The sequence below is a fragment of the Tautonia plasticadhaerens genome (genome assembly GCF_007752535.1).
Taxonomy (GTDB): Bacteria; Planctomycetota; Planctomycetia; order Isosphaerales; family Isosphaeraceae; genus Tautonia; species Tautonia plasticadhaerens.
The window spans coordinates 7,868,468-7,888,892 of the sequence record NZ_CP036426.1 but is presented as its reverse complement, the minus strand read 5'-3'; the positions used below and the strand labels follow the sequence as shown (position 1 = coordinate 7,888,892).

The 20,425-nt window shown below is 71.2% G+C and carries 16 protein-coding genes; 2 read left to right on the top strand and 14 right to left on the bottom strand.

Annotated features, from left to right (window positions below):
- The first annotated feature begins 246 nt into the window (after positions 1–246).
- Both ElP_RS31380 and ElP_RS31375 read left to right on the top strand, forming a co-directional pair.
- Positions 247–2,598 (top strand): hypothetical protein, encoded by a 2,352-nt coding sequence (locus ElP_RS31380; RefSeq protein WP_145276988.1) that lies wholly within the window; start codon positions 247–249, stop codon positions 2,596–2,598.
- 56 nt (positions 2,599–2,654) lie between these two features.
- The gene (locus ElP_RS31375; RefSeq protein ID WP_145276986.1) at positions 2,655–4,100 is read left to right on the top strand and encodes a c-type cytochrome domain-containing protein; all 1,446 of its coding nucleotides are present in this window, start codon (positions 2,655–2,657) and stop codon (positions 4,098–4,100) included.
- Between the two features lie 207 nt (positions 4,101–4,307).
- Here ElP_RS31375 and ElP_RS31370 read toward each other — a convergent pair whose 3' ends face one another.
- From ElP_RS31370 to ElP_RS31305, 14 genes are all read right to left on the bottom strand, one after another.
- Positions 4,308–5,666, bottom strand: coding sequence for an FHA domain-containing protein (locus tag ElP_RS31370; protein ID WP_145276984.1), 1,359 nt, complete (start codon positions 5,664–5,666; stop codon positions 4,308–4,310).
- A 390-nt stretch (positions 5,667–6,056) separates the two neighbouring features.
- The gene (locus ElP_RS31365; protein WP_145276982.1) at positions 6,057–6,410 is read right to left on the bottom strand and encodes an ArsR/SmtB family transcription factor; all 354 of its coding nucleotides are present in this window, start codon (positions 6,408–6,410) and stop codon (positions 6,057–6,059) included.
- A 373-nt stretch (positions 6,411–6,783) separates the two neighbouring features.
- Complete coding sequence (locus tag ElP_RS31360; RefSeq protein ID WP_145276981.1) at positions 6,784–7,797, bottom strand: copper-binding protein; 1,014 nt, start codon at positions 7,795–7,797, stop codon at positions 6,784–6,786.
- Between the two features lie 237 nt (positions 7,798–8,034).
- On the bottom strand, positions 8,035–8,802 hold the full coding sequence (locus ElP_RS31355; protein ID WP_145276979.1) for a creatininase family protein: 768 nt from the start codon (positions 8,800–8,802) through the stop codon (positions 8,035–8,037).
- 228 nt (positions 8,803–9,030) lie between these two features.
- Positions 9,031–9,228 (bottom strand): CsbD family protein, encoded by a 198-nt coding sequence (locus ElP_RS31350; protein WP_145276977.1) that lies wholly within the window; start codon positions 9,226–9,228, stop codon positions 9,031–9,033.
- 362 nt (positions 9,229–9,590) lie between these two features.
- Positions 9,591–11,228 carry a hypothetical protein gene (locus tag ElP_RS31345; RefSeq protein ID WP_145276976.1) on the bottom strand — a complete coding sequence of 546 codons (1,638 nt, stop codon included), beginning with the start codon at positions 11,226–11,228 and terminating at the stop codon, positions 9,591–9,593.
- A gap of 433 nt (positions 11,229–11,661) precedes the next feature.
- On the bottom strand, positions 11,662–12,642 hold the full coding sequence (locus ElP_RS31340; RefSeq protein ID WP_261344461.1) for a PAS domain-containing sensor histidine kinase: 981 nt from the start codon (positions 12,640–12,642) through the stop codon (positions 11,662–11,664).
- A gap of 74 nt (positions 12,643–12,716) precedes the next feature.
- Positions 12,717–14,744 carry an ATP-dependent helicase gene (locus tag ElP_RS40165; protein ID WP_145276972.1) on the bottom strand — a complete coding sequence of 676 codons (2,028 nt, stop codon included), beginning with the start codon at positions 14,742–14,744 and terminating at the stop codon, positions 12,717–12,719.
- Positions 14,745–14,913: 169 nt separating this feature from the next.
- Positions 14,914–15,420: a dihydrofolate reductase gene (locus ElP_RS31330; protein ID WP_145276970.1), complete on the bottom strand. Its 507-nt coding sequence runs from the start codon at positions 15,418–15,420 to the stop codon at positions 14,914–14,916.
- The gene (locus tag ElP_RS31325; protein ID WP_145276968.1) at positions 15,417–16,253 is read right to left on the bottom strand and encodes a thymidylate synthase; all 837 of its coding nucleotides are present in this window, start codon (positions 16,251–16,253) and stop codon (positions 15,417–15,419) included. Before ElP_RS31325 ends, ElP_RS31330 begins: the two co-directional genes overlap by 4 nt.
- A gap of 300 nt (positions 16,254–16,553) precedes the next feature.
- Complete coding sequence (locus ElP_RS31320) at positions 16,554–17,192, bottom strand: hypothetical protein (protein ID WP_145276966.1); 639 nt, start codon at positions 17,190–17,192, stop codon at positions 16,554–16,556.
- 1 nt (position 17,193) lies between these two features.
- Positions 17,194–18,384: a glycosyltransferase family 4 protein gene (locus ElP_RS31315; RefSeq protein WP_145276964.1), complete on the bottom strand. Its 1,191-nt coding sequence runs from the start codon at positions 18,382–18,384 to the stop codon at positions 17,194–17,196.
- Complete coding sequence (locus ElP_RS31310; RefSeq protein WP_145276962.1) at positions 18,384–19,220, bottom strand: hypothetical protein; 837 nt, start codon at positions 19,218–19,220, stop codon at positions 18,384–18,386. The genes ElP_RS31315 and ElP_RS31310 overlap by 1 nt, the downstream gene beginning before the upstream one ends.
- Positions 19,193–20,371 carry a glycosyltransferase family 2 protein gene (locus ElP_RS31305; RefSeq protein ID WP_145276960.1) on the bottom strand — a complete coding sequence of 393 codons (1,179 nt, stop codon included), beginning with the start codon at positions 20,369–20,371 and terminating at the stop codon, positions 19,193–19,195. Before ElP_RS31305 ends, ElP_RS31310 begins: the two co-directional genes overlap by 28 nt.
- Positions 20,372–20,425: the final 54 nt, after the last annotated feature.

Sequence of the window (20,425 nt, the reverse complement as noted above, 5' to 3'; positions counted from 1 at the left end):
CCGCATCCTCTACCACAACCGTCCCCGTCGGGATAGGGCAGTTCCGGGCGGTTCGGTACGGCGAGCCCGCCCAGACTCGACGTCGTCCGGACGCTTGACAAGCGTTGAACACCGTGCGACGGTGGTCCTCGCGGCGGATCGGCCCGCCGGCCAGGGAGGCCGGCCGAGGCCGGGCCGATCGTCCCGCGCTGCCCCCGCCTGATGCCCCCGCCTGAACCGCCCGGCCCGACTCCCAGGAGGTCCGCCATGCCCCGCCCCCCGATGGCCCTCGTGCCCCTTCTGGCACTGGCGACGCTGACGCTCTGGGCCTCCCCAGGCCGGGCGGGCACGCCGTCGATCGCCGACATCACCCCGGCCGGGGTCCAGCGCGGGGTCGCCTCGGCGGTGACGATTTCCGGAGGCAACCTGGACAACAGCCCGAGGCTCGTCTCGTCGATCCCCGTCGAAGTCGCCCCGGCACCCGAGGGGAAGGCATCGGACGCTTCCAACTGGCTGTTCCGCCTGACCGTGCCGATCGACACCCCCGTGGGAACCTATCCGGTGCGGGTCCGCACCGACGACGGCCTGTCGAACCCCGTGCTGATCGAAGTCGGCCAGGCCCCCCAGGTCGTGGAGCAGGAGCCGAACGACGCGACCGACCAGGCCCAGGCGGTGACGCTGCCCTGCGTCGTCGACGGCAAGGCCGCCGCCAATGACGTCGACCTCATCCGCTTCCCCGGCCGCAGGGGGGACCGGATCGTCGTCGATGCACGGTGCGCCCGGATCGGCTCCGGCCTGGACCCGACCGTCCGCCTGACCACCGCATCGGGCCGCTACGTCGCCTCCGACGACGACTCGCCGGGGTTCCTGACCGACGCCCGGCTGGTCGTCGAACTGCCCGAAGACGGGGACTACCTGATCGAGCTGTCCGACTCGCAGTATCGCGGCGCCAATCGCCCGAACTACCGACTGCTGATCGGCCCGATCCCGGTGGCCGACGAGGTTTTCCCCCTCGGTGGCCGTCGGGGGGACACGCTCGGCCTGGAGCTTCGCGGGGGGATGCTGGACGGGATGATCACCGCCGCCCAGACGATCGATGGCACCGGGGTGACCGCCGCCGTCTCGCCGGCCTTCCCCGGCCGACGGCTCGGCGCCGGGTTCGACCTCGACATCGAAGTCCCGGCCCCCCTGGCCGTCGGCGCGTATCCCGAGGCCCGGGAGCCGGTCGACCCCGAGGCCCCGCCGATCCGGGTCGCGCCCCCGGTCTCGATCAACGGCCGACTCGAACTGGAAGGGGACGAGGATCGGTACGTCGTGGTCGTCCAGCCGGGCAAGAAGTATCGGACCCGGGTCGAGGCGGCGGCGCTCGGCTCGGCGATCGATGGTGTGCTCCGCGTGCTCAAGCCCGACGGCTCCCAGATCGCCCAGGGGGACGATTCGGAGATCCAGCTCTCGAAGAAGGGGCAGAGTGACGCGGTCAAGTTGAACTCGCCCGACCCCTCCGCCGAATTCGACGTGCCCGAGGGCGTGACCGAGGTCACGATCGCCCTGCGGGACCTGAGCAGCCGGGGGGGGATTGGCCATGCGTATCGCATCACGGTCGAGCCGGTCGAGCCGACCTTCGAGGTCGAGCTGATGGCGTCCGAGGCCAGCGTGCCCCGGGGGGGAACCGCCAACGTCCCCGTCAATGTCGCCCGGTACGGCTTCGCCGGGCCGGTGACGCTCTCGGTCCCCGACGCCCCCGCCGGGCTGGCCGTCCGATCCGGGATCGTGCCCGCAGGCCAGTCGAACGGGGTCATTTCGCTGATGGCGACTGCCGAGGCCGACCTGCCCGCCGTCCCGCTCAAGGTGGTCGGCACGGGTGAGGGCCCGTCGGGGCCGGTCGTCGCCGAGGGCGAGATCGAAGTGACGTTCGCCTCCCTCGGCGGGTTCCCGACCAGGGTCGGCAGCCAGCGGGGCTTGCCGGTCGCCGATGCCCTGCCGACGCCGATCACGGTCGAGTCGCCGGCCGGGCCGATCGAGGTCGTCCAGGGCTTCGGCGTCGAGGTGCCGCTCACCCTCACACGGGCCGAGGGGGCTGCCGCGGCCCTGGAGGTCGAAGGGCTGTCGCCCCCCGGCGGGTTGAGCGTCGCCAAGGCCACCATCGCCGAGGGGGAGACGAGTGGCCCGGTCACGGTCAGCGCCGCCCCCGATGCACCGACCGGCCCGGGGATGGTCGCCTTCACCGCCAAGGGGAAGGTCGACGACGCCGACCGCACGTTCGCAGTGCCCGCCGTGGCGGTGGAGGTCGTCCCGCCCGCCTCGCTGGCCCTGGCGGTGGCGGAGGTCTCATTGACGCCCGGCGCGTCGGCCGAGGTCGCCGGGACACTCGACCGCAAGGCCCCGTTCACCCAGGAAGTGACGGTCTCGCTGGAGGGCCTGCCCGCCGGCGTGACCGCCGACCCCGTCGCCGTGGCCGGCGACGCGACCATGTTCACAATCACCCTGAAGGCCGCCCCCGAAGCCGCCGCCGGCAAGGGAGACGCCAAGGCCAACACCGCCTTCAAGCTGGGGGACACGGACTATCCCCCGCTCTCGGCCCCGCTGGCCGTCCACGTCGCTCCGGGGGAAGGCCCGTGACCACCCGGCTCCCAGACCACCTCGACCCATCCGACCCGCCCGGAGGACGACGCCCCATGACCCGCCAGCACCCGATCGGCCTCGGCCTGCTCGCCCTCTTCGCCTCGGCCCTGCTCCTCGGCATCCCCGCTCGGGCCCAGGACGAGACCGAGCCCGAGGCGATCGCCGTACCCGAGGTCGATGCCGAGGCCGAGGTCAGCTTCCTGAAGGACGTGGCCCCGATCCTGGTCGAGAATTGCGTCGGCTGCCATAACCCGAAGAAGGCCGAAAGCCGGTACGACCTGACCACCTTCGCCTTGCTCGCCAAGGGGGGAGCGATGGGAGAGGGGATCATGCTCGAACCGGGCGACCCGGACTTGAGCTACTTCGTCGAGCTGATCCGCCCCGAGGGTGCCCCGCGGATGCCCTGGAAGGCCGACCCGCTCGACGAGCAGAAGCGGATGGTCATCGAGCGATGGGTCGCCGAGGGAGCCGAGTACGACGGCGAGGACCCCTCGTCCGACTGGGTCGCGCTGGTCAACCGCACCCGGGAGGTCGTCATCCCCGACGCCTACCCGTACCCGATGCCGATCACCGCCATCGCCTTCGCCCCGGGGGGGGAGCACATCGTCGCCTCGGGCTATCACGAGCTGAACACCTACGCGATCGCCGACGGGTCGCTCGTCCGCCGCTCCCCGGGGGTCGCCGAACGGGTCTATGATCTCGCCTTCAGCCCCGACGGCACACGGCTCGCCGTGGCCGCGGGGGATCCCGGCCGGCTCGGCGAGGCGACGCTGTGGGGTGTGACCGATGCGGGGGAGTTCACCGAACCGAAGCGGCTGGTCGAGTCGGACGACGCGCTCTACTGCGTCGCCTTCAGCCCCGACGGGAAGCGCCTGGCCGTCGGCGGGGCCGACCGGACGATCCGAGTCTTCGACGTGGCGAGCGGTGATCGCCTGGCCGAAGTCGAGGACCACGCCGACTGGGTGCTCGACGTCGCCTTCAGCCCCGACGGGTCGAGGCTCGCCACCGCCAGCCGGGACAAGACGAGCAAGCTCTTCGACGCCAACTCGTATGAATCCCTCGTCACCTTCCCCGGCCACGGCGAGGCGGTCTACTGCGTCGGCTTCTCCGGGGACGGCAAGACCGTCTTCAGCGGCGGGGGGGACGCCCGGGTCCGCAACTGGAATCCCGACGAGGACGCCAAGCAGGTCCGGGAACTCGGGGGCTTCAGCGGCCCCGTGTTCGACCTGAAGCTGTTCGCCGACGGCCAGAGCCTCGCCGCCAGCGGGGCAGACCCCGTCGTCCGCCTCTTCAACGCCGCCGACGGCGCCCAGTCACACGCCCTCCAGGGGCACGAGGACTGGGTCTACCGGCTGGCCGTCTCCCCCGACGGCTCGTCGGTCGCGTCCGGCTGCTGGGACGGCTCGATCAAGGTCTGGAATCCGGCCGACGGCACCCTCCGCTCCACCCTCATCGCCGTCCCCGGTCATCCCGACGCCGAGACGGCCGACGCTCGCTGAACAGGACCGAGGGGCGCCTCGGAGGCGAATGCCCGTCGGCCGCATCGAGGGACGGGCCGATCGACCCGGGCCCCCTCCCCCGTCTCAGGGGGAGGGGGTGGACAGGTGAGTGAGCGTGCGGCCGATCAAGGCCCCTCGGCCTCCCTCGGCGAGGGCCCGCTCAGCGAACGGCGGGACCGGATCCGGGCCAGGACTGCCGGGAGGTAATCACCGCTCCTCGTCCGGACCGCCCCCGGAGAGCCGGCCGAGGAGGCGTTGCCATCGACCCTGGCGCTCTCGCTGGAGTTCGTTCATCCGGGCGATGATCCGAGCCTGGGCCGCCCGGTAGTCCCCAGGGGCGCCTCGGGGGGTCGATTGGAGGGGCGACTCGCCCGTGGAGGTCGCACGGTCGAGGTCGGATGAACGGGGCGGAGCAGGACCGGACTCCCGGCCCGATTCCCCGTCCTGACGGTCCAGTTCCTTGCGAAGCGAGCGGACCTCCCGCGTCAGACGCCGGATCTTCTTCAACTCGCGATCGACGTGGTCCTGTCGGCCCTGATGGAGGCGGGCAAATACGGCCATCATTTCCATCATAGAGTGATGATATTGGTCGAACAGCTGTTGCTGCATCAGGTCGAACTGGTCAACCAGCGGGCCGATCATGGCCTCCGCGATCCGGGTCGCATCGGCCTGCGGGAATTCGACGGTGACCGGCTCCGGGAGGTGGGCGCGGAGCACCGCCGCGGCAGGGCCGATCGAGCCCGAGAGGCCGTGTCCGGGACGCCGAGCGGGCAACTGGGCCAGAGCCGGGAGGGTCGGGGAGCCGGGCTCCCCCGGTGAGGGGAGTCCGGGCGAGGGGCGTTCGGGCCCACGGAGCCGGAGCGTCGGGAGCGATTCGATCCGAATCGTGTACAAGTATCGGCCCACCTTCAGTTGCGAGCCGGCCCCCAGCGGGGCCCATCGCCTTCGATTGCCGTCGACCTGGACACCGCCTCGGCCGAGCAAGTCGACGACCCAAAGGGACTCGCCCACCCGGATCAGGGCGCAATGGAGGCGGGAGACGCTCAGATCGGAGAGCCTCAGGTCGCACTCCGGTGCGCGACCGACGGTGATGAGGGGGCGGTCGACCGCCCTTCGATGAAGCCCGGGGGTCACCTCGGCGCTTGATTCGAGGGCGATCCGGTCACCCGGGATGCCGGGATCGATGAGGAGGTTCGGGGGGGATTGCGCGGGACGAGCTCGGGCATCCTCGGTGCCCAGGCCGATGCGATACGGGCCGATCTCGACCGGACGACCCGGATCGATCCAGCCGGATCGGCGAATCCCGCCTCCCCATCCGAGGGCCGACCGACTTCCCAGGTCGAGGCAGTACACTCGGCCGCCCATCACCTGGAGGAAGGCGTGCCGGCGGCTGACCTGGGGGTGGTCCAGGACCAAGTCAGCAGGTTCCGTCCGGCCGATGATGGCGAATGGGCGGTCCAGGCGGTGTTCGACGGGCTCGCGCCGGCCGCGTTCCCAGATGAGCAAGCGAAGCGGAGCGGATGAGCCGCACTCGCCCCAGAAGCGATCAAGACCACGATCTGCCACGGTGCTTCGCCTCGGATCCTCAAGGGTCCCGTCGAATCTGGCACCATTGTCGCAGACCGGACCGCGTCGTGTCTGCGCTTACGAGGCAGGTACGGGGACCTTTGCCAGGCATTCCCCGACCATGAGGCAGGGCTCGTCCTTGGGGGCGAAGCGTCCGAAGCGGGCCCTGGCAGGGCCGGAAACCCGGGGGATCTCGGGACGATCGTGGTCCGATGGCCCCGGCCCGGCGACGGCGAAACATCGGCCATCGACCAAGCATCCGCGGTAGCCGGAGGGCGAGGGAAGGGCGGGTCGACCGATTCCACTCGGGAATCCTTGTCCTGGCGCGGATCCCCCTTGCGCCCCCGCCCTCGGACGATCGACGAGGGCCCCCAGGGCTCGGGCCCTGCCTCAGATCAGGCCCTTGACGACGCTAGCCAACGACTCGCCGGTCTCGGTGAGGCTGTAGAAGTTGTTCTTGCCCTGGCGTCGCGGGGCGATGATCCCGCCGTGTCGGAGCAGCGCGAGGTGGTGGCTGACGGCCGGCTGGCTCTGGCTGAGTTGCTCGCAGAGGGCGCCGACGTGGCGTTCGCCATCGGCGAGGATCAGGATGACCTGGAGCCGGGTCGGGTCGCTGACGTGCTTCAACAGCACCGAGGCGCGGCGGGCCTGCTGCGCCCGCTGATCGGCTTCCTTCTGGCTCTTCTTCGAGGCCGTCGCGGACCGGGTCGTCGTTGTCCGGGTCGCCGTCTTGGTCGCGGCCATGGCGGGAAATCCTCCGGCTGGGCCCCCCGGGCCGGGTGGCCGACGGATGGGGCGGATCGAGTGGGACGCCGCCGTGAGCGACGGACGGCGTATGTCCATTTGCGATTATATCACGGGTTTGTCAGAAGACAACATCCGAGTACGCTTCGAATGACCTCCGCGGTCGGGGTCGGCCCGCCAACTCGCTGGCCGGGCACCGGTCGCTCGACCCAGTCCTTGGGGAGGGCGCGGGAGGGAGTGGTCCGCGGCGGCCATCGCCGTGATCCAATTTCGGGAGTATATCGACCTGTGCTTGTTTTGCAAGGCGTTAACGGCGCGGATTTGCGAATCGCGTCCGGGTGTTCGGGACTACGGGATGAAATCGGCGTTCCGCTCATTTGTTCAATTTGGCCGGCGAGTCGCCCGGGTCGCCGAGGAGGGATCGGATCTCGCCATCGAGATCGCCCGCCCCCCAGCCATTCCCCTTCTCCAGCCGCGACAGCGTGCCGTCGGGGGCGATGACCGCCGTGCTCAGCGTGTGCCGGATCTGGTCGGTCATCGGGGCGTAGGAGAGGCCGAGCGGTTGGGCGACCTTCGCCAACTCCTCGTGGGAGGCGACCGCGAAGGTCCAGAGCGGAGGCCCGGCCCCAACCCGCCGGGCGTGTTCGGCCAGGACCCCCGGCGTGTCGTGCTCCGGATCGAAACTGACCGAGAGCAGCCGGACCCGCCCGGCCCGATCGGGGGACCGGGAGACCCGAGCGGCCAGGGTCCCGAACTTTCGGTCCATCAACGGGCAGAACTCGGGCTGAGGGCATCTCGTGAAGATGAACGTCAACACCACGACCTTCCCGCGCAGGTCGGACAGCCGCATGGATTCCCCGTCCTGCGTCGTCATTTCGAAGTCCGGGACCGGTTGCCCCGGCATCAGCTCGGGCAGGAGGGGCGGGAGGGCCGAGGGGGCCGTCGCCGGGCGGGGGGGGGCGGGGCGGGAGACGACGAGGTCCACCATCTCCATCCGGATGACCCGGCCCGATCCGTCCCGGTCGACCTCCAGGGTGCCGACGACCTCGTCGTCGACGACGACGTCGTCGAGCAGCGAGGGGTCCTCGAGGCGGAAGTCCATCAGCATCGCCGGCATGAGGCCGGGGATCTCCTCGTGGTCGATGGAGACGACGCCATCGTCACGGTCGGTCAGTCGTACGACCCCCTCGAGCGTGTAGGTCGAGGGGCCGGCCGGCGGCGCCTGGGCCGAGTCCGGGCGGGGAGACGCCCCGGCCGGGCCGGGGGCCTCCTTTCCCGGCCCGGGATCGGGCGCCGGGCCCTCGCACGCAGGGACGATCACCAGGGCGACGAGCGAGGAGGCCAGGAGGGTGCGGGGCGAGGGCAGGGTCGGCATGGCGGGGGGCACGGGGGAGGGCTGATCCGGACGAGGGACTCACATCGTCACGCGATGATCTCAGATCCCGGGGCGAGAATCCAGGGATTTGGGCCGGCATGGCGGCTAGAATCTGAAACTCGGCACCCGACATTCATGAAACCGGGTCATTGCGTCGGCGAGGGGCGGCGTCGCCCGGGCCCGACGCCCGGTCGGCGGCGAGCCCTTGGGGGGGCCATCCGCCGTCGATCGGGTCGAGCCCCGCCCCGATCAGTACGGGAAGCGGTCGTCGATCGGGCACTCCGACAACTCGACGAGGAAGGAGGCGAGGCGATCGACCACCAGCTCGGTGACCGCCCGACCCTTCTCGGCCGAGGCGGGGCGCGGGTCGCCGGCCCCGGAGTTGGTCGTCAGCAGGTGCCAGGGGCGGGTGATGCCGACCCAGCCCCGATTGACCGCCTCGAACCGAGTCGCCGCCGTCGCGCCGTCGTCGGCGCGGTCGAGCCGGACGAGCTCGGGGAAGTGGGCCAGGCCCATGCTGGTCTCCAATTCGCCGGCGTGATCGCCGGCGTCCTCGAAGAGCTCGCCGTAACGGTCGGCCCCCACGTGATACCAGTTGCAAAGGAAGAGGTGGACCGTCGTCTTGCCGTACGCTTCGCGCAAGTACCATTTCAGGTCGTTCCCCCCATGGCCGTTGAGCAGCACGCACTTGCGGATGCCGTGCGTCTCCAGGGAGGCGACCAGGTCGCCGACCACCAGGGCGACGGTCGAGGGGTCGAGGTTCATGGCCAGGGGGTAGGCCATCTGGTTGGTCTCGGTGCCGTAGGGCAGGGCCGGCAGCAGCACGACCCGCGCCCCCCGGCCGGCGGCCCGATCGCAGGCGAGCCGGCCGATGGCGTCGACCTGGAAGGTGTCGGTGCCGTAGGGGAGGTGTAGGTTGTGCGGCTCCGTGGCACCGAGCGGCAGCACGGCCACCTCCGGGGGGGGCTGCGATCGGACGTCGTCGTAAGTCAGCTCGGCCAGGTTCCAGCGTGCCATGGTCGCGGTGGTCTCCCTCGGTGTCGGCGTCGCCTGATCGGGATGCGAGTCTCACGTCGCATCGACCGACCCCGGGGGCCATTCTATCGGGACGGGGATCGACTCGCCCGGGGCCAGGCAAGGGTAGGGGGGGAGGGATGTGGTTCGATGCATTCGAGTAAGGGGATTGGCCGGGGCCCGGGGGCAGCGGCCCGGACCGGGTCCCTGACCCCGGGCCCGGGTGGGCGGTCACCAGGACCGGCTGACCTCGGACAGCTCTCGCTCGACCTCCTCCTTGGTCTTGCCATACCGGGACTGGATTTTCCCGACGAGCTGATCCCACTCGCCCTTGGTCTGCTCGACCTCGTCGTCCGTCAGGTCGCCATAGGCCTCCCGGACCTTGCCCTTGAGTTGGGTCCAATTTCCTTTGATCTGATCCCAGTTCATCGTCTCGTCCTCCTCGGGTTGCGGAGGTCGACGCATGCCGAGGCGTCGACGGTCCGGCCATTCGGCACGGCAAACGAGGTGCCAGATCAATCGTTTTGGCCATATTGATCCGCTTTCTTTTCTGTTGAAGCTCAGCAAGGCGAATGTCAGTCGTCCGGAGGTCGTGATCGGCCGGGACAGCCACGGTTGGCCGCTTCGTGAGCGGCCGCCTTGAGGGAGATCGCTCCTGGTCGGCTCGGCCCGGATCGTCGGCCAGGTCGGCCGCGACCCCGCGCCACCCGGCAACTCCGGTCCGGTCCGGTCCGGTCCGGTTGACCGGCTCCGGGCCGTCCGACGCGACGGCGACGGCCGCGATGCCGCCCTCAGGAGGGCCAGCCATCGGCATCGACCCGGGCCCGGGCGGAGGGGTCGCGGAGGTCCACGCCCCGGCGGAGCATCGCCTGCGCGGCGGCGAGGCTCCGCGTCGAGAGGGCGGAGGTGAAGGGGTGGGCAGGGACGACGTGCTGCGGGTCGGAGAGCTGCTCCGCCATCGCCAGGGCCGATCGGGACAGCTCCAGTGCCCCATCGGCCCTCCAGAGCCAGCCCATCCAGGAGAGCAGGCGACGGTACAGCTCCAGCTGGCCGACGAGTCGGTGCTCGAACAGGAAACGATAGGCGCCGGCATCGCGGGCGGGGTCGGGCAGGGCGCCCGACCAACGGAGCAGCAGTTCCTCCGCCAGCTCGAAGGTCAGGTCGGAGTCGTCGAGCCACCCGGGGCAGGCGTCGAGCACGTGCCTGGCGCGACCGGCCATCTCCTCGAACGGCGGGGGGAGGGGGGGGGGATCGCCGTCGACGTCGGCGAGGCCGGCGAAGGGCTTGGGGCGGAAGTCGGGCCCGACGGTCCGTTCCAGCCAGTAGCGCAGGGCCGGGGTCGTGCCCGGGCCGCAGAACAGGAGGGAGCCGGCGAGCAGGCCGAGGGCGAGCGCGTGGGCCCCCTCGACCGCGTCGCGATCGGGCAGCGAGCGGAGTTCGGAGAGCAGGGCCTCGGCCGGTTCCGGGTCGTCGATCGGGGCGATCCGGCCGACCACGGCGAAGACCCCCTCGATCACGTCGCAGGCGAAGGCGGCGGCGACGCGACGGGAACGCCCCTGGTCCTCGGCCACCAGGGCGATCTGGCCTCGGCCCCGGCCGTCGAGGCCGGTCACCAGGCTCGACACGATCCGAGGGGCGGACCGCCTCGCCGGCAGGCTCCGTTCGGTCCTCGTCCGTCCCCCCAGGTTGCGGCGGGCCCGGGAAGCGACCTCCGGGTCGGGGTGGTGTGCACCCAGGTCGAGCCAGGCGGCGAGGCGGTGGTCCGGCTCCCCCAGCTCGTCCGGGGCGACCGGACCGGCGGATTCGAGGGACTCGAGGGCCGACCGTCGGAGGCCCGGCTCGGACGAGTAGCAGAGCAGGCGGAGCAGCTCGACGGTTCCGGGCCCGATCGCCCCCCCCGTCCCGAGCTCGGCGACGATCTCGGCGCGGACCTCCGGTTCGATCTCGGCAAGCCCCTGGAGCGGGATCCAGACGTCCTCGGGTTCCTCCTCGATCTGCTCGATCAGGCCCTCAAGGCTGGCGTCATCGCCGTCGATGAGCTCGACCAACTCCTCTCTCAGGGCGAACAGCTCCGGGCTCCGCTCGATCCTGCCGGTCCCTTCGAGCGCCTCCAGGGCGTGCCAGAGGCGATCGACGGGGAGCCCGGGCTGGCCGGCCAGGGCGTCGGCCAGGGTGTCGAGGAGCGTGGGGTCGGCCAGGGCGACGACCAGGCGGATGGCCCCGAGGCCCCGGGGAGAGGACAGGTCGCCGAGGGCCGAACGGACGGCGAGTGCGAGGGCCTCGGGGGGGAGCGTGTCGAGCCACGGGTGGTCGAGGAGATCGGGGTTGCCCTCGTCCTCGGGGATCAGGGCGAGTTCGTCGATCAACCGGTCGGCGTCCCCCGGCGCGGGGGGCCGATCGGGGCCGGGGCCGATCGGGAGCGGTGCCATCGATCGCTCCTCGTCCGGGGAGTGGTGGACGCGTCCCGCTCGGGGCGTCGCTAGAATACTTCGTTCGTCGGGTCTTGGATCGACCCAGCCATTCTATGCTGGCATCCCCGGGCCGGTCCATCGATCCGATTGTCGGCGCGGGCTTGGATCGGCCTCGGATCGGCTTGAAGCGCGGGGCTGTCGGCCAGCTCCGATGCGACTCGCCGGCCCCCGGTCCCACCTCGGACCGGTCCGGCTGTGGGCCCGATCCGCCCCAGGCTCGGGCGCGACCGAGGATGAGCTCCGGGCCATCGCCCCACGCAAGAGGCTCCGGACATGGGCGACGACCTGAGGAGGTTCAGGCTCGCAGAGGACACCATCGTCTCGAGAGGCCGGCGCGATCCCCTCGCGGGCCGCGAGGGGATCGTCGACGATCCGGATCCGGGCCGTCCGCTCAGTCATCGTGTCCGGCGTGATGGGTCGATCCGCCCCCGTTTCCCGATTCGATCTGGCAGGCCACCTTCGAACCGCCCCCCCGCGCCGGGCGGATCTCCAGCATGCCTCCGATCGACTCGGCCCGGTAGCGCATGATCTTCAGGCCCATGCCCTCCCGGAGCCTTGAGGAGGGGGGAAACCCCCGGCCGTCGTCCCGGATCTCCAGGCGGATTCCCCGATCCTGCCGCCGGAGCCCGATGCAGACGGCCTGCGCCCCGCCGTGCTTCATGGCGTTGGAGACGGCCTCCTGGGCGATTCGGAAGAGATAGGTCGCCGTCCGGGGATCGGCCACGGCCATCGGATCGGGGCACTCGAAGGTGCATCGGATCCCGTCCATCGCGTCGACCTTATCCGCCAGGTCCGTCAGGGCCGACATCAGCCTCCCCGAGTCGATCTCGACCATCATCAGGCCGCGGCAGAGGACCCGGACACGCTGCTGGAGGCCGCCCAGGAGGTCCAGGAGCCGGGCGGCGCGGCCGGCCTCGGGGCGGCCCTGAGCCGCCAGCGCCTGGACCATGGCATCGGCCATCAGGGCGGCCCCGGTCAGCCCCTGGCCGACGTCGTCGTGCAGGTCCTGGGCGATCCGGCGCTGCTCCTGCGCGGCGGTCGCCAGCAGCTGCTCCTGGAGGGCCCGCCGCTCGGTGATGTCGACGCCGATGCCCAGCACGGAGGCGACCCGGCCCTCGGGGTCGAGCTCCGGGACGTAGCGACCCAGGAAGGAGCGGGCCCCGTTCGGGCCGTCGAAGCGGAACGCGAAACCGACCTCGCCCCGGGAGGCGATCGCCTCCCGGAGCACTTGCTCCCAGAGCCGACAGAGGGAGTCGGGCAACCCGAGCTCGCGATTCGCCCGCCCGAGGAATCGGCCCCGGTGGATGCCGCTGGCGAGCTCGACCGTCGGGTTCACGTAGAGGTGGCGGCCGTCGAGGTCGACCCTGGTGATCAGCCTGGCGGATGTCCGCGAGCGGTCCGAGCCTCGCGGGACGCCCCTCCAGCCGGAGGGCGGGAGTCGATCGGTCAGGCCCGTGGCCCTTCGGTCCAGGCCAGGTCGTTCTCGCTCTCGATGTCCGCGACCTCGTACAACGCCGGGTCGACCTCGGTGACGAACCGGCTCGGCGAGGTCAGGATGCTCCCCTGGCCGGGCCGGGTGACCATCAGCGGGTAGGTCAACCACAATTCGTCCATCGCCCGGGTGACGGCGACGTAGAAGACCCTGCGTTCCTCGTCCTCTCCCCCGGACTCGGCCAGCGCCCGGTCGCCGGGGAAGCCGTGCTCGACCAGGCGGGGGACGATCACCCGAAACCACTCCAGGCCCTTCGCCTGGTGGATCGTGCTCAGCACGAGCTGCTCGCCGTCGGGCTCGGCGCCCTCCCCGAGGGAATCCATGCCGTAGACGTCCCCCGCCAGCAGCATGTCGGCCACGAACTTGTCGAGGCTGTCGTAACGCGCCGCCAGCACCGAGAGCTGCTCCACGTCGGCCAGGCGCTGGTCCGGGTGCTCGTACCTCGCCTTCGCCACGCCCGGGTATCCCCCCTTGAGCACGGCGAGGATGGCCGCCGAGGGGTTCGACTCCGGCTCGGCCTTGCGGATCGACCGCAGGTCGGCCACGAACGCGGCGAACTCCCCCTTGCTCTTGACCGGAACCAGCTTCATCGCCTCGGGCGACTCCAGGGCCACGATCGGGTTCTCCGAGGCCATGATGTTCGCCCGGATCGCCGACGACTTCGCCGGCCCGATCCCGGGCAGCAGCGGCAGCAACCTGGCCCAGGCCGGCTCGTCCTTCGGATTGGCCTGCACGCGGAGGTACGCCATCACGTCCTTGATGTGGGCCTGCTCGAAGAAGCGCATGCCGCTGCGGACCGTGTAGGGGATCCCCCGCTGGGCCAGCTCCCCCTGGAGCAGGATCGAATCGTGATGATTCCGGTACAGAACCGCCACCCGGGACAGGCCGATCCCCTCCTCTCGCCAGTCCAGGACCTGCTGACAGATCAGGTCGGCCTCCTCGTAGGCGTCGGCCGTGGCGACGACCACCGGCCTCGGCCCCCCCTCCCGGGCGGAGACGAGCGTCTTGGGGAACCCGGAGGCGTTCTTGGAGATCGACGCATTGGTGAACGCCACGATCTCCGGCGTCGACCGGTAATTCGTCTCCAGCCGGAAGACCTGGGAGCCGGGGTTGCGCTCGGGGAATTTCAGGATGTTGTCGTAGTGGGCCCCCCGGAACTTGTAGATCGACTGCGCGTCGTCGCCGACGGCCGTCAGGTTCCCCTCGCCGGCCCGGGCGATCGCCTCGACCAGCTCGACCTGGACGAGGTTCGTGTCCTGCATCTCGTCGACCAGCAGGTGCCGAAACATCCGGCCCAAGGCGGAGCGCTGCTCCTCGTTCTCGGTGATGAGTCTCGACCAGAGGCCGAGCAGGTCGTCGTAATCCATGCAGTTGCTCGCCCGCTTGCGACGCTCGTACGCGGCGGCGGCGGCCTCGACCTGCTCGGCCCAGCCGATCCAGTCGGGATGCCGCTCGGCGATCAGCTCGGCCAGGGGCCGCTTGACGTTGAAGGCGAAGCTGATGAGGTGCTGCACCGTCGCCGGCTTCGGCGCGTATCGGCCGGTGCCGACGAGCCCGGCGTCCTCCAAAGCGAGCTTGACCAGGTCACGCTGGTCCTCGCCGTCGAGTATGGTGAAATTGGGGTCGTAGCCGACTGCCCTGGCCGACTTCCGGAGGATCCGGTTGCCGACGTGGTGGAACGTCCCGGCCCACACCTTCATCGCCTTCGGGCCGATGATGCCCTCCAGCCGGGAGATCATCTCCCGGGCGGCCCGACGGGTGAAGGTGACCAGCAGGATCGACTCGGGTGCCACCCCCCGGGCGATCAGGTAGGCGACCCGGTACGTGATCACCCGGGTTTTCCCCGACCCCGGCCCGGCCAGGATCAGGTTGAAGCCGTCGGGGGCCGTGGCCGCGAGGCGTTGCGCCTCGTTCAACTCGCGCTCGAAGCGCTCTCGGAGCCGGTCGCTGCCGGGTTTCTGGAGGCGGATCTTTCGGGACATGGCGGCTGGCTCGGGCGGTGCGGTTCGGGCGACTCGAGGGCCGACCCGGCACGCAAGTGCGACCGGGGCCGGCGGTGTCACCAGCCCATTCTGATCGCCCCTCGACCGTCGGGCCAGCCCGTCCTTCTCCCGGGGAGCGTGGGGGGCGGGCAACTCGATCGCGAGCCAGTCAGTGGCCGGGAGGCCTCCTGAGCAGTTCGTATCGGTGGGGGAAGGGATTTCGGTCGTCGGCCGGCCATTCTTCCCGTTGCTCGACGGTCCAGGCGGACGCGAGAAGCTGCTCGATCGGGAACCTCGCGTCGCCGTCGAATTGCCCCTCGACCACCGTCAGGTGGACCGCGTCGCAGGTCGGCAGGAAGTGGCGATACAGCCGTTCCCCGCCGACAACCATCGCCTCCTCGGCCCCGCTGTCGGCAGCGATCCGCAGTGCCTCCTCGGGCGAACGGGCCACGGTGCAGCCCTCGGGCTGGTAGCCGTGCCGCGTCGACACGACGACGTTCACGCGGCCCGGGAGCGGCCGACCGATCGACTCGTGCGTGCGCCGACCCATCAGGATCGGGTGGCCCATCGTGATCGATCGGAACCGCTTCAGGTCCCTCGGCAGGTGCCAGGGGATCAACCCGACCTTGCCGATGACCCCGTCGGGGCTGGTGGCGACGACCATCGAGAGCCTCAAACCGCCACCTCGCCCCGCAAGGCGGGGTGGTGGCGGTAGCCGACCAGCTCGACCTGCTCACGCCGGATCCCGTCCAGGCTCGATACCGTCGGGTCGATCCTCAGGGTCGGCGGCGGATACGGCTCCCGGGAGAGTTGCTCGTCCACCTGTTCGAGGTGGTTGGTGTAGATGTGCGCGTCGCCGATCGTGTGGATGAACTCCCCCACCTCGACCCCGGTCACGTGTGCCACCAGGTGCGTCAGCAGCGCATAGCTGGCCATGTTGAACGGCACGCCCAGGAACAGGTCGGCCGACCGCTGGTAGAGCTGGCAGGAGAGCCGCCCCTCGGTCAGCGAGAACTGGAACATCGTGTGGCAGGGCGGCAGCGCCATCGCCTCGATGTCGCTCGGGTTCCAGGCCGAGACGATCAGTCGTCGGCCCATCGCGTCGGTCGGATCGATTTTCAGCCGTTCGATCCCACGCACCACCTGATCGATCTGGTCGACGGTCCGGCCGTCGGGGGCCTCCCACGACCTCCACTGCTTGCCGTAGACCGGTCCGAGGTTCCCCTCCTCGTCGGCCCACTCGTCCCAGATGGTGACCTTGTGTTCCTTCAGATACGCGATGTTCGTCGAGCCGAGGAGGAACCAGATCAGCTCGTGAACCACCGGGCCGAAGGCGAGCCGCTTGGTCGTCACCGCGGGGAAGCCGAGCGAGAGGTCGTAGCGGGCCTGGCGGCCGAAGACGCTCAGCGCGTCGACCTTCTTCCCCGTCGAGGGGAGGACCGCCCGCGTCGGTTTGAGGACGCCACTTCGCCGGACGTCTCGAAGGAGATCGAGATAGGCCGATTCCATCGCGGATCCCGTCGGTTGGGGGGCGGACCAGTCCATCCGAATCATAGGGCCTTGGACCCAGGGCTTTGAAGGTGGACTGATGGCCAAGTAGAGTCGGTGTTCGTGAATCATTAATCCTTGAGGTGGCGGCAGTTCCGTTGTCCGAGGTCGAGCCGTCGGTGCCGCCCGCCGGGGGTGTGGGGCTCGCGATTCGAGCCCTCCGGGCCGGCTGGCGTCCCACCCGAGCCCGGCGAAGCCCCGAAAAACAGGGCCTCCGCGAACGCATCAGTCCACCTTCAAAGCCCTGGGCCTTGGACCCCATCACGAGACCGCCGAATAGCTGGGCGCCGCGGGGAGGGCCGAGGCGAGCCTCGACCTGGGGACGTCGCGATGCCCCGGGTCGATCCGCACCCGGCGTTCCCGACGGAGCTGGTCGATGCTGGCGAGATAGGTCAGCACCCGCCACTGGGTTTCGGACGCATCGGGGGCGAGCCCGTCGTCGACCGGCGAGCCGGCCGGCATCGGCGGGACGCCGTGGGTGGCGATGGGGCGGCCGGTTCGGTCGAGGAATCGACCGTCGGGCAGGACTTCCGCGTCGGACGGGAGGGATGTCGGGCGACCGGTCACGCTCTGGAGCACGATCGCACCGGGGGGCCGGGCGATCCCTCGGCCCGACTCGTCCGAAACATGGACGACCTGGGGAGATAGCCGGAGCAACAGACGGGCGATCGAAGCCCGCCGGGCCCGATCGGTACCGATCCTGTACCACCCTGAGCGTCCGGCCGGCAGGTGGTGGAGGATCAAGCGGCCCCCGGCGACCACCCCCGAAGGCTCATCGACGCCGGTCGGGACGAGGATGACGTGGGCCTCGTGGCCGGAGTCGGCGAGCGCTCGGAAGACCGTCGTGATCGGACAGGAGTCGGGGATCGTGCGGGCGACGAGGCAGAGCGTCATCGACATCTCAGGCGGCCTCCGGGCGGTTCGGGGACTCGACGGGGAGGAGGACGTCCAGGTGGCCGAGCAATTGCCGGGCGACCGCGTCCCAGGTGAAGGCGGCCGACCGTTCGAGGGCCCGGTCGGCGATCCGACGGCGAGCGTCGGGGTCGCCGAGGACGGTGGCGACGGCCCCGGCCATCGCCTCCGGATCCGTCGGGTCGAAGAACAGGCCGGCGTCGCCGACCACCTCCGGCAGCGACCCGGCCGAGCTGGCGAGCACGGGCGTCCCGCACGCCATCGCCTCGACCGGAGGCAGCCCGAACCCCTCCAGCAGCGACGGCTGCACCAGCGCCACCGACCGGCCGTAAAGGAACACGAGATCGGGGTCCGGGACGAATCCCGTGAAGACGATCCGATCCGTGACGCCGAGCCGATCGGCTTCCGACCGGAGTTCGGGGACGTGCGTGTGGAAGACGTCGCCGAAGTCGCCGACGATTGCCAGGCGGACATCGCTGGGCGCCGACCGGGCGAAGGCCGAGATCAGTCGAGGCAGGTTCTTGTGCGGGCTCAGGCCGCCGACGTAGAGCAGGAACCGCTCCCCCGGCCCCAGGCCGTACCGGGCGAGGGCGGCTTCGGACTCCGGGCCCGATGCGGTCGGCCGGAAGATCGGATCCGGGGCGGCGCCGATCAGGCCGATGCGGTCGGCGGGGAGCCGGTAGTGCGCGACCAGGTCGCGGCGCGAGGCGTCGGAGGTGGTCAGGATCTGGTCGGCCGACCGGGCCGCCAGCCGCTCCTTGAGCGTCCAGAAGAGCCTTCCCCGCCAGCTCGGGAAGACCAGCTCGGGGTACACCAGCGGCAACGCATCGAAGATCGTCACCACGACCCGGCCCACGTTCCAGACGGGGAAGAAGCTGTACGACGACGGGAAGACCATCGCGTCGAGGCCCGCCCCGGCCGCCGCCCGGCCGAAGGCGAGCAGGTCGGGCACCCGTCGACGGCCTTCGGCCGAGGCGGCCCGACTGGGCGCCTCCCGGACGGGCACGGCGACCGTCTCGAACCGCTCGGGGATCCGGACCGTCTCCAGGGATGGCTCGTCGATCAGGACGACCAGGTCGTGCTCCGTCTCGACGGTCCCCAGCGCCGTGAGCAGCGACCGGGCGAATCGGCCGAATCCGCGACGGTTGGAGAGACAGCCCCCATCGAAGCCGACCCGCATCAGGAGGTCCCCCCCCGATCCGGGTGGCCGGAATCCCGCCGCAGGCCCGGAGTCGACGCCGCGCGGATCGGCCGGGCGGTGCCTTCGGCGTCGCCGACGACCGCGATCCGGCCCGGCGCGCCGAGCCGTTCGGCCCGGCGTCGGTCGATGCCCAGGAGCTTGGCCGCGACGGCGTCGACGGCCATCGGGTCGAGCCCGGCGACGGCCAGGGCCGAACGGCCCCGCCACCCGAGCTTTCCCTCGATGATGCTCAGGTCGGGCCAGGCGCGCGGGATCGGCTCGCCGTCGAAGCCGGGGAGGTCGGCCGGGCGGATCGCCTGACGGACGGCGAGCAGGCAAGCCGGGCCTCGTCGCAGGGCGGAGAGGGGCGACAGGGCGATCCGGCACCCCGCCTCCGCGATCGTGCCGGAAAGCCGAAGCGGGCCGCCCGAGGGGCGATCGACGACCTCCCAGCCGTCCTCGTCGCGGGCCAGGTCGAGGAACCGGACCGGGCGGCCCCAGCATTCGTCGAGGAACCCTCGTGACGCGAACCGTTCTCGGGCGCGACGGCTTCCCGAGGCGATCGTCACCGCGCCCGGGTCGGCCGAGAGGACCACGTCGAGCACGCTCGAGAGGGCGGAGGGGCTCGTCGACCCGGCCCCGGTCGGCCCGAGGTGGGTGAGGATGGCGACCGGCCCGGCCAGGATCGGCCGGACCTCGGCGTCGAGCAGGGCCAGGGCCTCGGCGACGGCCCCCCGGCGGTTGTCGGACCGGACCACGGCCACCGTCGCGGCCGGGGCCTCCGGGGGGGCGACTCGGGGGGCGGCGCTCAGGGGTGCATCTCGGTCCGGGACCATGGGTGGCGACTCCGGGAGTCTGGGGTCGATCCGGCGTGGGGCCCGGCGGCCGTCGACGCCGGGCCGTCGGGCCGGGGGCGCAAGGGCTGGCGGTCGGCGATCGGCTGCCGGGCCCTCCGCTGGGCCAGCCAGATCGTCACCGCGATCGCCACCGACACGCCGCAACAGCAGAAATACAGCAGGTGGAGCGGGACGCTCAAGGTCGCCCTGGGCAACCCGAGCCGGCGGGCCAGGAACCGGTAGAACCGGGCGTTCAGGGTGACGACCGCCGCCGGCCCGAGGACGAGCAAGGCCAGCGCCGAGGGCTCGATCGGCGACAGCAGCACGCCGAGCCCCGTCAGTCCCGTGGCCGCGACGCTCGCCCGCTGCGTCCCGCTCACGTTCAGGTCCGTCTCGGCCACGCCGGATCGGAGCATCAACAGCGTCCAGGGGACGCCCCTGCGGAGGACATCCGTGCGGATCACCTCGCGGAACGTCCAGCGCTTCAGGTGCGTGACCTGGAGGTCGCGGATGAGCTCGATCCGATGGCCTGCCCGGGTCAGGCGGTAGCCGAGCTCGATGTCCTCGATCGCCGGGCGGCGGTAGAGCTGGGGGTCGAAGCCTCCCATCGCCAGGAACAGCTCGCGGCGGATCGCCCCGCAGCCGGTCCAGAAGGTGTGTGCCGGCCGGGCCTCGTCTCGGAACGAGCCGGCCTGATGCGTGTAATGGTGCAGTAGGTTGCGGAACCGGCTGACGAGCCCGGGGGCCGTCGGCTCCGCGTCGTAGGAGCCGAACACCGCGCCAAGGCCGGGGTCGCCCGCGAACCGGGAGAGGACCCGGGCCGGTGCATCGGGGCGGACGGCGACGTCGGCGTCGAGGAAGAAGATCACCGGCGCGGAGGCGGCCCGGGCGCCGTCATTCCGGGCGGCGGCGGGGCCGAGCGGCCGGTCGTGCCGCACGACGACGGCCCCGGCCTCCTCGGCCAGGGCGGCCGAGTCGTCCCGGGAGCCGTCGTCGACGACGATCAGTTCGAAGTCCGCCCCGGATGTCTCTCGGAGCGCCCGGAGGCAGCGCCTGAAGGCGTCCCCCCCGTCTCGGACGGGGACGACCACCGACAGGGACCACTGCCCCCGGGGCCCCGGGCATGCCGGACCGGCGGGGTGATCTTCCATGACTTGCCCTCGCCCGTCACTTCGGCGCGGGCCGGAATGCCGCCCCGTCCCTGG